The sequence below is a fragment of the Dactylosporangium siamense genome (assembly GCF_016862795.1).
GTDB classification, from domain to species: domain Bacteria; phylum Actinomycetota; class Actinomycetes; order Mycobacteriales; family Micromonosporaceae; genus Dactylosporangium; species Dactylosporangium siamense.
Map to the genome: position 1 here is coordinate 49,847 of NZ_BONQ01000122.1, position 13,740 is coordinate 63,586.

The 13,740-nt window shown below is 71.8% G+C and carries 14 protein-coding genes; 5 read left to right on the plus strand and 9 right to left on the minus strand.

Annotation, left to right across the window (positions count from 1 at the left end):
* Both Dsi01nite_RS38390 and Dsi01nite_RS38395 read right to left on the minus strand, forming a co-directional pair.
* Entirely contained in the window at nt 1-975 is a 975-nt protein-coding gene (locus Dsi01nite_RS38390; protein ID WP_203851294.1) for a carbohydrate ABC transporter permease, read from the minus strand.
* Nucleotides 972-2,309, minus strand: a complete 1,338-nt coding sequence (locus Dsi01nite_RS38395; RefSeq protein ID WP_203851295.1) for an ABC transporter substrate-binding protein — start codon at nt 2,307-2,309, stop codon at nt 972-974. Before Dsi01nite_RS38395 ends, Dsi01nite_RS38390 begins: the two co-directional genes overlap by 4 nt.
* Nucleotides 2,310-2,564: 255 nt before the next feature.
* Here Dsi01nite_RS38395 and Dsi01nite_RS38400 point away from each other — a divergent pair, with 255 nt between their 5' ends.
* Nucleotides 2,565-4,157 (plus strand): fibronectin type III domain-containing protein, encoded by a 1,593-nt coding sequence (locus Dsi01nite_RS38400; protein ID WP_203851296.1) that lies wholly within the window; start codon nt 2,565-2,567, stop codon nt 4,155-4,157.
* 126 nt (nt 4,158-4,283) lie between these two features.
* The gene (locus Dsi01nite_RS38405; RefSeq protein WP_203851297.1) at nt 4,284-5,069 is read left to right on the plus strand and encodes a DeoR/GlpR family DNA-binding transcription regulator; all 786 of its coding nucleotides are present in this window, start codon (nt 4,284-4,286) and stop codon (nt 5,067-5,069) included.
* A gap of 12 nt (nt 5,070-5,081) precedes the next feature.
* Here the strand turns inward: Dsi01nite_RS38405 and Dsi01nite_RS38410 are convergent, their stop codons facing one another.
* The 3 genes from Dsi01nite_RS38410 to Dsi01nite_RS38420 all read right to left on the minus strand — a co-directional run bounded on the left by Dsi01nite_RS38410 (nt 5,082) and on the right by Dsi01nite_RS38420 (nt 6,857).
* On the minus strand, nt 5,082-5,600 hold the full coding sequence (locus Dsi01nite_RS38410) for a gluconokinase (protein WP_203851298.1): 519 nt from the start codon (nt 5,598-5,600) through the stop codon (nt 5,082-5,084).
* An 86-nt stretch (nt 5,601-5,686) separates the two neighbouring features.
* Nucleotides 5,687-6,439 carry an SDR family NAD(P)-dependent oxidoreductase gene (locus Dsi01nite_RS38415; RefSeq protein ID WP_203851299.1) on the minus strand — a complete coding sequence of 251 codons (753 nt, stop codon included), beginning with the start codon at nt 6,437-6,439 and terminating at the stop codon, nt 5,687-5,689.
* A 58-nt stretch (nt 6,440-6,497) separates the two neighbouring features.
* Nucleotides 6,498-6,857 carry a hypothetical protein gene (locus Dsi01nite_RS38420; RefSeq protein WP_203851300.1) on the minus strand — a complete coding sequence of 120 codons (360 nt, stop codon included), beginning with the start codon at nt 6,855-6,857 and terminating at the stop codon, nt 6,498-6,500.
* A gap of 124 nt (nt 6,858-6,981) precedes the next feature.
* Here Dsi01nite_RS38420 and Dsi01nite_RS38425 point away from each other — a divergent pair, with 124 nt between their 5' ends.
* Nucleotides 6,982-7,980, plus strand: coding sequence for a GNAT family N-acetyltransferase (locus tag Dsi01nite_RS38425; protein WP_275423448.1), 999 nt, complete (start codon nt 6,982-6,984; stop codon nt 7,978-7,980).
* 55 nt (nt 7,981-8,035) lie between these two features.
* On the opposite strand, the gene Dsi01nite_RS38430 is transcribed toward Dsi01nite_RS38425, so the two are convergent.
* On the minus strand, nt 8,036-8,365 hold the full coding sequence (locus Dsi01nite_RS38430) for a DUF952 domain-containing protein (RefSeq protein ID WP_239136477.1): 330 nt from the start codon (nt 8,363-8,365) through the stop codon (nt 8,036-8,038).
* A gap of 96 nt (nt 8,366-8,461) precedes the next feature.
* On the opposite strand from Dsi01nite_RS38430, the gene Dsi01nite_RS38435 reads away from it, so the two are divergent.
* A complete protein-coding gene (locus tag Dsi01nite_RS38435) occupies nt 8,462-8,791 on the plus strand; it encodes a hypothetical protein (RefSeq protein WP_203851302.1) in 330 nt (109 codons plus the stop codon).
* Here Dsi01nite_RS38435 and Dsi01nite_RS38440 read toward each other — a convergent pair.
* Nucleotides 8,778-10,541, minus strand: coding sequence for a thiamine pyrophosphate-dependent enzyme (locus Dsi01nite_RS38440; protein WP_239136478.1), 1,764 nt, complete (start codon nt 10,539-10,541; stop codon nt 8,778-8,780). The genes Dsi01nite_RS38435 and Dsi01nite_RS38440 overlap by 14 nt on opposite strands.
* 63 nt (nt 10,542-10,604) lie before the next feature.
* On the opposite strand from Dsi01nite_RS38440, the gene Dsi01nite_RS38445 reads away from it, so the two are divergent.
* Nucleotides 10,605-11,789 (plus strand): DUF1444 domain-containing protein, encoded by a 1,185-nt coding sequence (locus Dsi01nite_RS38445; RefSeq protein WP_203851303.1) that lies wholly within the window; start codon nt 10,605-10,607, stop codon nt 11,787-11,789.
* Here Dsi01nite_RS38445 and Dsi01nite_RS38450 read toward each other — a convergent pair.
* A complete protein-coding gene (locus Dsi01nite_RS38450) occupies nt 11,779-12,555 on the minus strand; it encodes an SDR family NAD(P)-dependent oxidoreductase (protein ID WP_203851304.1) in 777 nt (258 codons plus the stop codon). The two genes, Dsi01nite_RS38445 and Dsi01nite_RS38450, sit on opposite strands and share 11 nt — an antisense overlap.
* A 157-nt stretch (nt 12,556-12,712) precedes the next feature.
* Nucleotides 12,713-13,612 (minus strand): FKBP-type peptidyl-prolyl cis-trans isomerase, encoded by a 900-nt coding sequence (locus Dsi01nite_RS38455; RefSeq protein ID WP_203851305.1) that lies wholly within the window; start codon nt 13,610-13,612, stop codon nt 12,713-12,715.
* Between the last annotated feature and the right edge of the window lie 128 nt (nt 13,613-13,740).

A 13,740-nucleotide genomic window follows, 5' to 3' on the forward strand; every position in this document is an offset into this window, starting at 1 on the left:
CTAGAACTGGACCGCGTCACGACGCATCACCCTCCGCAGGAGCACCACCAGGATCGCGATCGCCGCGACCAGGACCACGCCCATCGCCGCGCCGTAGCCCAGCAGATAGGCCGGGGACCGCCCACCCGTCGTGATGACGAACTGATGGATCGGCACCGTGCGCGTGTCCGGCGCGGGCGAGTCGCCGGTGCCGGTGAACGCGTAGATGAACTCGAAGATCTTGAGCGAGTTGATGACCCACAGGACCGCGGCGACCGACACGACGTCCCACGACAGCGGGAGGGTGACGTGGCGGAACTTCTGCAGCGGCGTCGCGCCGGCCAGGTCGGCGTCCTCGTAGAAGTAGGCCGGGATCCGGTCCATGCCGGCCATGAGGATGACGACGTAGAAGCCGCTGGACACCCAGACGATGCCGACGAGGATGGTGGAGAACAGCCGGTCGGGGGCCAGCCACGGCTGTGCCAGGCTGTCCAGCCCGACGCTGCGCAGGGTGGCGTTGGCCAGGCCACGCGGGTCGAGCAGCAGGCCGAGCGCGACGCCGATCGCGATGGGCGACACGATGTAGGGGAAGAACAGCAGCGACCGCAGCAGGCTGCGGGCACGCATCTCCCGCAGCGCCATCGTGAGCACGAAGGCGAGGGCGAAGACGGCAACCCCGCACACGGCCAGGATCGTCAGCGAGTTGAGAAACGCCGTCCGGAAGATGTCGTCGGCCCACAGCCGCCGGTAGTTGGCGAGGCCGACCCAGCGCATCGGGTCCCCGGCGCCCCGCCACGAGTGCAGGCTGATCCAGATCCCGGCGATCGCCGGGCCGGCCACGAAGGCGAGGTACACCGTGAGCGCCGGCCCGACGAACAGCCAGTACCACCGGCGGCGCCCCCGGCCGAGCGGTCCGTCGGAGGCCCGGGGGCGCCGCCGGCTCCGGGCCTCCGCCGGCGCCGGCGCCACCGTCGCGGCCGTCATTGTCGCGGTCATGCGTTCTTGTGCAGCTTGACGGTCTCGGACTTGAGCTTGGCGACGAACCCGGCGGCGTCGAGCTTGCCGTTGAAGAAGTCGCCGTTGATCGGCTCCCACACGTTGGACACCCACTCGGGCGCGACCGCACCGGCGTCGTCGTAGGGCAGGAACAGGTTGTCCCCGGCCGCGATCAGCTCCTGCTGGTAGTCGGCGAGCACGGCCGGTGCCGGGATGTCGCTGCGCGGGGTGAGGTTCTTGGTCTCGGTGCTGATCTTCGCCAGCCGGTCCTTGTTGAGGAAGAAGGCGATGAACTTCTCGGCCGCGTCGGCGTGCCGCGCCTTCGCCGGGATCGCGAACCCGATCACGCCCGCCTCCGCCGCGGCGTTGCCCTTGCCGCCGGGGACGGTCGGATACGCGAACGAGCGGTGCGTGAAGCCGGACGCGGCCTGGGGGCCGGTCTCGCTCGGCGCCCAGGTGCCCATCAGGAGCAGGTCGGTCGGGCTCTTGCCGGCGGCCCACGCGTTCTGCTGGGCCGGGAACTTCGTGGCGTTGAAGTCCTTCACGACGTAGCCGCCCTTGACGAGCTTCTCGACGTCACGGGCTGCGGCCAGGAACGCCGGATCGTCGAACGTGGCGCCGGTCTTGTCGGTCGCCGCCCGCGACAGCAGGCCCACGCCGCCGTGGCGCACGATCGACCAGGTGGTGAAGTACGCGTCGTAGAACTTGATGTCGCCGTCGAGGGCGATCGGCGTGCGCCCGGCCGCCTTGCGCGCGTCGAGCAGCGTCATGAAGTCGGACCACGTCTTGGGCGGCGCGGAGACCCAGTCGGGATGCGCGGCGCCGTCGAACCACATGGTCGAGCCGATGATCTCGTAGGGCACGACGATCGGCGCGCCGGATGACGATCGGTAGGGCTTGACGAGGCCGGCCGGGATCACCTCGGAGACCTTCTTCGTCTCGCCGTCGACGGTGGTGGCATACAGCGCGTCGAGGTTCTTGACGCCGTCGACCTTGCCGAGGATGCCCTTGATGGTGCCGGCGTCCTGATCGGTCAGGTCGGGCGGGTTGCCGGCGTTGAGCCGGGCCGCGACCTGTTTGATCACGTCGCGTCCGGACCACTGGACCTCGACCTTGATGCCGGTCTTGGCCTGGAACTCGTCCAGTGCGGCCTGCAGGACCTTCTGCTGGTCCTCGCCCTGCTTCCACATCGACCAGTAGACGAGTTGCGTGCTGGCCGTGCCGCCACCGCCACCGCCGTCCCCGCCACCGCCGCAAGCGGCGAGCGGTCCGGCAACGGCTACGGCCAGGGCCGCCGAGAGCACGCCCCGGCGAGAGATTCCCATCTGCGTCATGGCGCTCATAGTTGACCCACACAATGCAGCTGTCAACACCATCTTGCAAAAGTTGCAACATTGATCGCCGACCGTGGTCCAACGCATGATCGCGGACTTCGGCATCGACGAAGCTCGGGGCAGAGCAGCTCGGCGTGCAGAGCGGTGCCATCTTCTGCAACATCTCTTGCCAAACAGTGCAGTTTTGCGCAGACTGGCCACGCTCATGCAATCCCCTGTCAGGCGCGTTCCCACCCCGTACAGGAGGTACAGCAAGTGCGATCCCCCTCGCTCAGCCGACGGCTGGCCGGCGGCCTCTCGCTCGCCCTGGTCACGACCGTCGCCGCTCTCGTCACCGGCACCGCCCAGCCGGCCGCGGCGGCCGACCAGGTCCTGCTCTTCGACGACTTCAACGGCACGACCATCGACACCGCCAAGTGGGTGCCCGGCCTGCACCAGTGGGGCGGGGCCAACAACGGCGTCGTCCCGGAGAACCTCTCGGTGCAGACGGTCAGCGACAACGGCCAGAGCATCGGTGTGCTCGTGGCGCAGGCCAACGGCACCCAGTACACCGGCCCGGTCCGGGGCGTGAAGAGCACCAACGGCGCGCTGCCGATCGGTGATCCGCAGCGGTACACGCGGCAGAGCACCGGCCAGCTCACCGGCGGCCTGGTCTGGACCCAGCAGCGCTTCGGCGCGGGACGCTACGAGGTCCGGATGAAGAACCTGCCGATGCCCGGCGGTTGCTCCTGCATCTGGAACTACTACGAGCCGGGCACCAGCGACTACACCGAGATCGACATCGAGATGCCGGCCAACGGCACCGCGAACCGGGCCGACTGGTCGCGCTGGGCCGGCCTCAACAGCTACATCGCGCCGAACGACGCCGGTGCCACCTACCAGAACGTGGATCTCGGCCTCAACAACAACGACGGCAACTTCCACGTGTACCGGTGGGACTGGTACGACGGGACCAACGGCGCCAAGCGCATCGAGTTCTACGTCGACAACGTCCTGCGGGCCACCCACACCGGCACGGTCCCGGTCTCGCCCGCCCAGCTGTGGGTCGGCAACTGGCCGGCCGCCTGGTCCGGCTCGTTCAACTACGCGACGCAGTACCAGTACATCGACTGGGTGCGGATCTCGACGCTCGGCGGCGGAGGCGGTCCGGACACCCAGCCGCCGACCACGCCGGCCGGCCTCGCCACGACCGGTAAGACCGCGACGACCGTCAACCTGTCGTGGGGCGCCTCGACCGACAACGTGGGCGTCGCCGGCTACAACGTCTATCGCAACGGCGCCACGCTGCTCGCCTCGACCACCGGGACGGGCACGAGCACCCAGCTCACGGGTCTCACCCCCGCGACCGCCTACGCGCTGACGGTCAAGGCCCGCGACGCCGCCGGGAACCTGTCCGCGGCGAGCAACCAGATCACCGTCACCACCGACCCGGGTGCCGGCGGCGGGCCGAACAAGGTCGTCAACGGCGACTTCGAGGGCGCCTCGCTCAGCCCGTGGAGCTGCACCGGCACGGCCGCGGCGGCCGCCGGGGCCGGGGTCGGCGGCAGCAGGGCCGTCAAGCTCACCCCGACCGGCAGCACCACCGCCCGGTGCGAGCAGGCGATCAGCGGCCTGACCCCCGGCGCGACGTACACGCTCAGCGCCCAGCTGCGCAGCGACGGTTCGTACGGCTACCTGGGCACCGTCGTGTCCGGCGTGGCGACCGAGCGCGGCACGACGTCGAGCACGTACACGACGGTGACGGTCCCGTCGTTCGTCGCTCCCGCCAGCGGCGCGATCACCGTCTACACCCACGCGTGGCGGCAGCAGACGGCCCCGGTGTGGGTCGACAACGTCACGCTGTCCTGACCCTTTCCTGACCCGAAGGCACGGCACGCGCGGGGTGGGCCGGCGGCCCACCCCGCGCTCAACTTCGCACCAGGATGCAATGATGGGCGGGTAAAACGACAGGATTGAGCAACTCAGGAGCGCCCGTTGAACCGGTACGAGCGGTGGACCCGGCTGCTGGAGATGGTGGCCGGCTCCGGTCAGCTCACCATCGAGGAGACCGCGGCCGAGCTCGGCGTCTCCCCCGCCACCGTCCGCCGCGACTTCGACGAGCTGGCCGCGCAGCAACTGGTGCAACGGACCCGCGGCGGCGCCGCCGCGCACAGCGTCTCCTACGACCTGCCGTTGCGGTTCAAGGTGGCCCGCCACGCACCGGAGAAGCAGCGCATCGCGACCGCGGCGGCCGGCATGATCTCGGCCGGCTCGACCGTCTGCCTCAACGGCGGCACCACCACCACGGAGGTCGCCCGCGCGCTGGCCATGCGCGCCGACCTCAACAACGACCAGCGCGGCCCGGCCGTCACGGTGGTGACCAACGCCCTCAACATCGCCAACGAGCTCGTCGTGCGCCCGCACGTGCGGGTCGTCGCGACCGGTGGTGCCGCGCGCCCGCAGTCGTATGAGCTGATCGGCCCGATCGCCGCCGCCATGCTGCAGACCGTCGCGGTCGACGTGGCCGTGCTCGGCGTCGACGCGATCGACCACCAGCACGGTGCCAGCGCGCACAACGACGGCGAGGCGGCGATCAACCAGATCATGGCCGACCGGGCCAACCGCGTCATCATCGTGGCCGACAGCTCGAAGCTCGGCCAGCGCGCGTTCGCCCGCATCTGCACGATCTCAGCCGTCGACACGCTGGTCACCGACAGCACGGCGACGGACGAGCAGATGGCCGTCTTCACCGACGCCGGCGTCAAGGTCATCCGGGCCTGAGCCGGGGCCCGCTCAGCGGGCGGGTAGGTGCGACCTCTGCACGATCTCCTCGACGATCTGCTCGGGGGTGGCGTCGATCGACACCTCCGTGACGTCCTCGTCGGGCTGGGGCGGCTCCAGGGCGGCGAACTGGCTGTCGAGCATCTCCGCGCGCATGAAGTGACCGTGCCGGGCCGCGAGCCGGCGCATGATCAGGTCGCGGGAGCCCTCGAGGAACACCACGCGCACCTGCGGGCGGCCGTCGCGCAGCCGGTCGCGGTACACCCGGCGCAGCCCCGAGCACGACACGACGCCTGGAGTGCCGTCGGCGGCGCGCTCGTCGATCCACCGGCCGATGGCGGCGAGCCAGGGGCCGCGGTCCTCGTCGGTGAGCGGCTCACCGGCCGCCATCTTCGCCACGTTCTCGGCGGAGTGAAAGGTGTCGGCCTCCGCGTAGTGCCAGCCGAGCCGGCCGGCGAGCAACTCCCCGACCGTGGTCTTGCCGGTGCCGGCAACGCCCATCACGACGATCACTGGTGGTGTCTCCGGCATGGCGACACCGTACCCATCCGCCCGGTTCACCACGCACGGTGGGCCGGCCGCCGCGATCACCGGCCGACCCACACGGGTGCCACCGCTCAGGACGCCGCCATGGCCACCAGCGGCGGGAAGTGCCGGGCGACGAGCTGCTTCGCGACCGTATCGGGGTCGCCGATGTCGCCGGAACGGTGCCGCTCGACCAGCCGGGCGTGCCCGGGCAGGCCGGTGCCTCGCTCGCGGAGGGTCCGCTGCATCGAGGTCTCGATGGCGCCGGGGTCGACGATCTCCACCGTGCAGGCGCGGCTGGACGCCTCGCTGACGCAACGCATGAACGCCTCCGCGCCCGCCTTCGTCGCGCAGTACGTGGCCCAGCCCGGGTAGCTGCGGTGCGCCGCCGCGGAGGCGACGTAGATGATCCGCAGCCGCGGGGCGGGGTCGCTGGCGAAGGCGGCCAGGAAGACGTTCGTCAGCAGGATCGGTGCGACCAGGTTGACCTGGACCGCGCCGAACACCTCCTCGGGTGCCAGCTCGCCGACGAGCCCGATCGGCTCGATGGTCGCGGCGTTGTGCAGCAGCACCACCTCGTCGCCGGGGTGGGCGTCCCCGACGAACGCGGCCAGCTCGGCCTCCGTGGGGAGGCTGACGGGTTCGGCGAGGTCGGTGGAGCGCAGCCGCACCGACGCCGGATACCGCGCGGCGAGCGCCTGCTGGGCGGAGGGGAAGGTGCGGGCCAGGCCGAAGACCCTGGCACCGTCGGATTGCAGCGCGTGGAACAGGGCCGCGCCGAGCCCACGGGAGGCGCCGGTGACGAAGACCGAGCGCATGGGGGAACCGTCCGCGATCGCGGACATGACATCACTCCAACCGTGTCGAGCTGACCGACAACAACGACGGGGGTGAGCGATCGAACTACGTGCGCCAGACCTGCAGCACGCAACGGTCGGGTGCATGGTCCACGGGGGCACCCGCGGGCGGTTCGGCCGAAGCCGCCGGCATCAGCTGGACGACGGCGCCGGCGGGGAGCTGCGCGAGCGCGTGGCCCGCGGCATCCGGGGTTTCCACCTGCTCGCCTTCGGCGTGCAGCATGAGGGGAGCCCGCTCGCCACCGTCACCGCCGGACCACGCGTGATGGTCGGGCGCGAGCAGCTGGTGGGCGACGCCGGCATGCGACGTCGGCGCGCCGATGGTCGCGCCGAACAGCATCGCCAGGACGAGGGCAATGACGCCGACGACCCAGCTGGGCGTGCGAGCCCGCGCGAGTCCGTCCAAGTCCGCCCTCTTCCCCGGTGATGCCCGGAAATGCCCTCCGTCATCATGGCCCAACGCACCGCGCATTGCAGTGTCGCGAATTTGGCAGCATCCGCGAAATTCGATTCCCCGATAAGGTGCCCGAATGCGCGTGCGAGCCGTCGTCGGCGACGATTTGCCCTGGATTCAGGAACTGCTCACGAATTCGTGGGGAGCGGTCCATGTCATCACGGGAGGAAACGGTCGTGACGCGGACCGGCTGCCGGGACTGGTCGCCTGTGACAACGCCGGGACACGGGTGGGATTGCTCACTTTTGAAATCGCCGCGACCGGTCTCGAAATTGTCACGATCGACGCCGTTCGCCCGCATCGCGGGATCGGCACCGCCCTGATCGAGGCGGCGCGAGCGGTCGCCACCGACGCCGGCTGCACCCGGCTGTGGCTGATCACCACCAACGACAACCTCGACGCGCTGCGCTTCTACCAGCGCCGTGGGCTGCGCGTCCGGGCCGTGCACCCCGGCGCCGTCCAGCGGGCCCGGCTCCGCAAGCCGCAGATCGCCGAGACCGGCGAGTTCGGCATCGCGCTGCACGACGAGCTGGAGCTGGAGCTGCCCCTGCTGGGCGCCGACGCGCACATCCGCCCCGGCGGCCTCAGCGACGTCAAACCCGTCCTGGCGCTGCTCGACGGCGCGACCCGGTGGCTGGTCGGGCTGGGACGCACCGGGCAGTGGGGCACCGAGCCGCACTCGACCAACCCGCGCCGGCTGACCGCGATGATGCGCTGGGTCCCGCAGGGTCACCTGCACGTCGCGGAGATCGGTGGGGCCGTGGTGGGCGCGCTCGTGGTGGGCGAGGCACCGGAGCACATCCCGGTCGTCTACGAGCCCGAGCTGTACGTGAACCTCCTCGTCACCGACCGGGCGCGGCAGGGCCGCGGGCTGGGCTCGATGCTGCTGGACCACGCCCGGGTGCTGGCGGTCCGGCGCGGGATCGGCCTGCTACGGGTCGACTGCTACGCCGGTGACGACCGGGCGCTCGTCGACTGGTACCGCCGGCAGGGCTTCACCCCGACGGAGACCTTCACGGTCCGGCTGCCCACCGGCACCGACTGGCCCGGGCAGGTCCTGGAGCAGCGACTCTGACGGCCGAGTCGACCTTGGCGACCTCGACACGCCAGGGCGTGGAAAGTCTCCAAGGTCAACTGGGGACGACCTCGTCCACCGACGACGCGCCGGCGATGCGGTGGACGGCCACCACGGCGGCGCGCGGCAGTGGTGCGTAGACGTGCGGGAACAGGCCGTTGCCGGAGGCCTCCCAGCGCAGCCACATGCCCATGGTCTGCGCGTCGATGGCGACGACGACGAGGTCGGGCTCGGTGCCGAAGTAGCGCTGCGCGGTGCCGGCGACCTGATCGCGCGACGAGCAGTGGATGTAGCCGTCGCGCAGGTCCAGGGGCGAGCCGTCGAACCGGCCGTTCGCCTCGAAGCTGGCCCACTCGGCCGGCAGCAGGATCTTGTAGATCAGCACCGGCCCACAATGCCACGGGTGAGAGGTTCCTTCACCTCCCGCAGGTGGGACGGGGTGAGCGACGAGTCACCCGTTTACGACCTAGCGTGCGCGAATATGAGAACTCGGGCATGGGTGTGCGTCGCCGGCGCCGCCATCGCGGTCGGGTCACTGAGCGCCGCGCAGGCACGAAGACCGGACGTCCCGATGGTCCGCACGGCGCAGACCACGGGACAGCAGAGCGTCGCGAACGAGCAGGACGCGACCGTGTACCTGCTGACCGGGACCGGCCTGCTCGCGATCGGCGGCGTCGTCCTCGTCGGGGGTGTCGCCGGGCTCGGCGGCCTGGACATCCCCGGCGGCATCACGATGACCGTCGGGCGGAGCCGCCTGTGGGTGCGATCACTGCGGGTCCAGGGCCGGCACCGGCGGCTCACAGGCGGGTGATGCGGTCCTTCAGCAGGGTGGTGGCGATCGCTGCCTTGTGCGGCTGGCCGCGCACGAACGCCTCCGCGAACTTCACCGCCTGCTGATAGGTGACCTTCGCCGGCATCGGGGGCTCGTCGGCGTCGACCGCGACGTCGACGAGCGCCGGCCCGTCGTAGGCCAGGGCCTCCCCCAGGATCGACTCGAGCGCCATTGGGTCCGTGACGCGGGCGCCGTACCCGCCGCACCCGCGCGCCCACGCCGCGTAGTCAGGCTGCGGGTCGCCGTAGCGGACGCCGTACTCCGGGAAGCCGTTGACCATCTGCTCCCAGACGATCATGCCGAGGGCGTTGTTGTCGTTGATGACGACCTTCACCGGCAGCCCGTAGCGGGCCGCGGTGTGGAACTCGGCCATGAGCATGCCGAACCCGCCGTCGCCGACGAATGCGATCACCTGGCGGCGGGGGTACTCGTGCTGCAGGGCGATCGCGTAGGGCAGGCCGGGCGCCATCGAGGCGAGGGTCCCGGAGAGGTAGAACTCGCGGCCGCCGGTCGCCTGCCAGTGCCGGGCCGCCCAGGTGGTGACGGTGCCGGAGTCGCAGGTGAGGATCGCGTCCGGCGCGGCGACGCGGTCGAGGGTGCGGGCCAGGAACTGCGGCGCGATCGGGTCCCGGTCGGGTCGTTCCGTGGCCGCCAGGCGCTCGCGCCAGTCGCGCATCTTCTCCTGGTACCGCTGCAGCAGCCGCCGATCCGTGCGCCGCCGCAGGCGTGGCAGCAGCGCCTCCAGGGTCGCCGCGGCGTCGCCGACCAGCGGCACGTCGGTCGGGATGCGGGTGCCGACCCGCGTCGGCTCGACGTCGATCTGCACGACGTGCGCCTGACCGGGCGCCGGCAGGAACTTCGTGTACGGGAAGTTCGTGCCCACCATCAGCAACGCGTCGCACTCCTGCATCAGGTCCTCGCTCGGCGCGGTGCCGAGCAGCCCGAGGCCGCCGAGCACGAACGGCGAGTCGTCCGGCACGACCATCTTGCCCATCAGCGACTTCACGATCGGCGCGCCGAGCACGTCGGCGACGAGCTCGACCAGGGGACCGGCCCCGCGGGCCCCGGCACCGGCCAGGATCGCCGGCTTGGTGGCGTTGTTGAGCAGGTCGGCGGCGGCCTGCAGGTCGTCGTCGGCGGGCCGGACCGGCGGCGCGACCCACACCGGGGCGGTCGCCGGGTCGCGGACCGGCCCGACCTCGTCGAACGGGTTGTCCCCGGCCGTCGCGACCTGCACGTCGTTCGGGACCGTCAGATGGGCCACGCCGCGGCGGGCCAGGGCGGTGCGGACCGCGATGTCGACCAGCGCCGGCACCTGCGCGGGGTTGGCGACCGTCTCGTTGTACTCGGCGACGTCGGAGAACAGGCGGTCGAGGTGGACCTCCTGCTGGTACGCGGTGCCGATGACGCTGGACTCCTGCATGCCGGTGATCGCCAGGACCGGCGCGTGGTCGAGTTTCGCGTCGTACAGCCCGTTGGCGAGGTGGATGCCGCCGGGGCCGGAGGTGGCGAGGCACACGCCGAGCCGGCCGGTGGCCTTGGCGTGCGCGACCGCCATGAACGCGGCCGCCTCCTCGTGGTGCACCAGCACGAACCTGATCCGGTCGGCGTTGCGGCGCAGGCCCTCCATGATCCCGTTGACCCCGTCACCGGGCAGGCCGAACACCGTGTCGACACCCCAGTCGGCCAGTCTCGCGATCAACGCCGCTCCGACAGTCGGTTTGCTCATACGCCTGTGCTTTGCCGGTCCGGGACCAAACAAACACCCCACCGACGGGTAGCGTGCCTGCCCATGGGGATCTTCGGCAGCCGGGAGGACCGCTTCGCCCGGCAAGTGCTGACCGCACTGCGCGACGCCGGGGTCGCCGACGCCCGCTATGACCGCGACCAGTTCGCCATCCACGTGCGGCACCCCACCGGCGGCGGGTCCCCGTCGATCGCGTACCTCGGCAACATCTTCCGCGAGTGCCGCGACGCCGGCCGGGAGGAGCGGCGGGAGCGCATCGCCCGCTACCTGTCCGCGGTCGTCTTCCCCTCGGGCGCTCCCGAGACGTGGGACGAGGTCGCGCCGCTGCTGCGGCCCCTGCTGCGGGCGGTGACGTTCGGGCTGGGGGTGCCCGCGGGGTCCCCGTCGCTGGTGCGCCGCCCGGCACTGCCGATGCTCGACGAGGTCGTCGCGGTCGACCAGCCGACGTCGATGATGTACGTGACGACCCGGCAGCTCGAGCAGTGGGGCGTGCCGGCGTCCCTGGTCCACGACCGCGCGCGCCGCAACCTGCCGTGGTCGCCCACCACGCCGGCCCCGAAGCCGGCCCCGAGGCCCGCCGCGGGGGCCGGCGCGGCGGTCATCCGGTTGGTGGACGACGGCGACGCGTACTGCGCCTCGCACCTGCTCCTGCCCGGTTGGCTGGCCGCGCAGGCGGGCCGGGTCGGCGGCCCACCGGTCGCGTTCGTGCCCGACACCACGGGGCTGCTCCTGGCCGCCTCCTCCGACGGCATCGCAGCGCTGTTCGGCGCGGTCGAGCAGGAGTACCGCGACGCGGCCCGGCCGATCTCGACGATGGCCTACACGGTCGACGCCGCCGGCGCGGTCGTGCCCTACGAGGCGCCGGCGGGCCATCCGCTGCATGCCGTGGTGCACCGCTCGGAGGTCCTCATGGCCGCCGCCGAGTACGGCACCCAGGCGGCACACCTGGGCACCGACACCGACACGGACCCGTTCGCCGCGACACTCACCGTCGCCGAACGCCCGGACCGCTCGGTGTTCTCCCTCGCCACCTGGACCGAGGGCGTCGACACGCTGCTGCCCCGGGCCGACTACGTGTCGTTCGGGTCGTTCCTGGTCACCTGGGACACCCTCACCCGCGAGGTCGACCTGGACCCGGAGCCGGGCCTGGCCCCGGAGCGGTTCCGCCTGCGCGGCTGGCCCCACCCGGGCGTGGTCGCCCGGCTGCGCGCGGCCGCCGTCACGCCGTGAGCGCCGCGATCCCGCGCCGCACCTCGGGGTCGTACGCGTCCGGGTGGGCCCTCGCCGGGCGCATGCCGTCGAAGAACCCGCCGGTGCCGCCCTGCTCCACGATCAGCCGCAGCGTCGCCTCGCCGCCTTCCCGCACCGTCGACAGCGGCGCGGCGCCGTAGTCGCGAACCATCTGGGTGTCCATGAACGTCGCCGGGTGCAGGCAGTTGACGCTGACTCCGCGGCCGTCCAGCTCGTCGGCCAGGGCGAAACTCCAGGCGGCCAGGGCGAGCTTCGACCTGCGGTACGCGGTGATCCCGTCGTAGTCCCGCACCAGCTCGACATCGGCGAAGTCGATCGGCTCCTGTCCGAGCGACCCGACGTTGACGACCTTGGCGGGCGCGTTGGCGGCGAGGGTCGGCAGCAGCGCCCTGGTCAGCCGCACCGGGGCGAGGAAGTTGACGGCCCAGCGCAGCTCGTGCCCGTCGGCGGTCTCCTCCCGGGGGCCACCCGGCTCCCCGAAGCCGACGCCGGCGTTGTTGACCAGGACCGTCAGGTCGCCCCGGGCACCGACGGCGGCGGCGAGGCGGTCGACGTCGGCCAGGCTCGCGAGGTCGGCCACGAAGCCCTCGGCGGTTCCTCCGGCGGCCCGGACCTCGTCGACGCCGCGGTCGACCTTGCCGGCGTCCCGCCCGTGCAGCAGCACGGTGAGGCCCGCCTGCCCGAGCCGCGGCGCCAGCCACCGCCCCAGTCCCGAGGTCGCCCCGGTCAGCAGCACAGCAGTCATGCCTCGACCGTACCCAGCCCGGGCCCGCTTCCCACGATCCGGGAGGGACCGTGCACCGATGCCCACCCGAAGCAGACCGGATCATGGGGTTGGAACGCGGCGGCCCCGCCGGCGGGAAGCCGGCGGGGCCGTCATGGCGTGCTGTGCGGGTGCGGGGTCAGCCGCCGAAGCCGGCGGGCAGGCCGCCCGCGTCGGCGTCCTTCGCGTCGAGGATGTCGAAGATGAAGCGCAGCGTGCCGCGCGGCGCGCCCTGGGGCGGATCCTCGCCGTAGGCGTTCGGGATGTCGAACTGCACGCGGGTGCCGACCTTCAGGCCGACCATGCCCTCGTCCAGCGGCAGGAGGAGCTTCTGCTCCTTGCCGAGCTGCTTCTGGCCGACCGGGGTCTCGAACGTCTTCTTGTCCGTCCAGGACGCCGCGAACACCTTGCCGTCGGTCATCGTCGCGCCGACGTAGTTGACCACGACCGTCTGGCCGGCCTTGACGGTCTTGCAGTCGCCCTTGATGAGCACCTTCGTCCGGAGCGCCTTGATGTCATTGGGGTCGGCGTCGATCTTCGGCTCGGTGGCCAGGGCCTTGTCCATGCCGCCGAGCAGCGGCGGGAACGCGTTGGGGTCGCCCACCGGCTTGCACTTGACCTTGTTCTTCTCGGCCCGGTCGCCGAAGTACCAGATGCCGGCGAACGCGCCGCCGACGGCCAGCACGAGGATGAGCGTGCCGGCGATCGCCTGGCCGGTGCGGCGGCGGCGGGCCGCCTTGGCGGCGGCGATCCGCGCGGCGGCGCGCTTCTCCGCCTTCGACAGCGGCGCGACGACCTTCGCGTTCTTGCCCTTGGCGGCCTTGGAGGTCTCGGCCTCCTGGACGGCGTCCTCCTCGTCGCCGGCCGCGTCACCGGAGTCGTCACCGGCATCGTCAGCGTCGGCGGCGGCCTCCGGGTCGTCGGCCGTCTCGGCCTCGGCGTCCGCGTCCTCAGCCGTCTCGGCGTCCGCGTCCTCAGCCGCCTCGGCGGCCTCGACCTCGGACGTGGCGGCGTCGTCGTCCTTCTTGCCCAGCGACACCGTCTCCGCTGGGGTTGTTTCGTCGCTTTCCGCATCCACAGTGGTCGGTTCGACCTCGGTGTCCGGGGTCGCCTTTGGCGCAGTGGCCTTGGTCGACCTCGCAGTGCGGCGGCTTCTGCCCCGATCGC

What these genes read in the sequence shown, in the direction of transcription:
- Dsi01nite_RS38415 (WP_203851299.1), bottom strand. Translation starts at nt 6,439, where the DNA reads ATGTCCGCGATCGCGGACGGTTCCCCCATGCGCTCGGTCTTCGTCACC.
- Dsi01nite_RS38435 (WP_203851302.1), top strand. Translation starts at nt 8,462, where the DNA reads ATGAGAACTCGGGCATGGGTGTGCGTCGCCGGCGCCGCCATCGCGGTC.
- Dsi01nite_RS38395 (WP_203851295.1), bottom strand. Translation starts at nt 2,309, where the DNA reads ATGACGCAGATGGGAATCTCTCGCCGGGGCGTGCTCTCGGCGGCCCTG.
- Dsi01nite_RS38450 (WP_203851304.1), bottom strand. Translation starts at nt 12,555, where the DNA reads ATGACTGCTGTGCTGCTGACCGGGGCGACCTCGGGACTGGGGCGGTGG.
- Dsi01nite_RS38410 (WP_203851298.1), bottom strand. Translation starts at nt 5,600, where the DNA reads ATGCCGGAGACACCACCAGTGATCGTCGTGATGGGCGTTGCCGGCACC.
- Dsi01nite_RS38425 (WP_275423448.1), top strand. Translation starts at nt 6,982, where the DNA reads ATGCGCGTGCGAGCCGTCGTCGGCGACGATTTGCCCTGGATTCAGGAA.
- Dsi01nite_RS38440 (WP_239136478.1), bottom strand. Translation starts at nt 10,541, where the DNA reads ATGAGCAAACCGACTGTCGGAGCGGCGTTGATCGCGAGACTGGCCGAC.
- Dsi01nite_RS38445 (WP_203851303.1), top strand. Translation starts at nt 10,605, where the DNA reads ATGGGGATCTTCGGCAGCCGGGAGGACCGCTTCGCCCGGCAAGTGCTG.
- Dsi01nite_RS38390 (WP_203851294.1), bottom strand. Translation starts at nt 975, where the DNA reads ATGACCGCGACAATGACGGCCGCGACGGTGGCGCCGGCGCCGGCGGAG.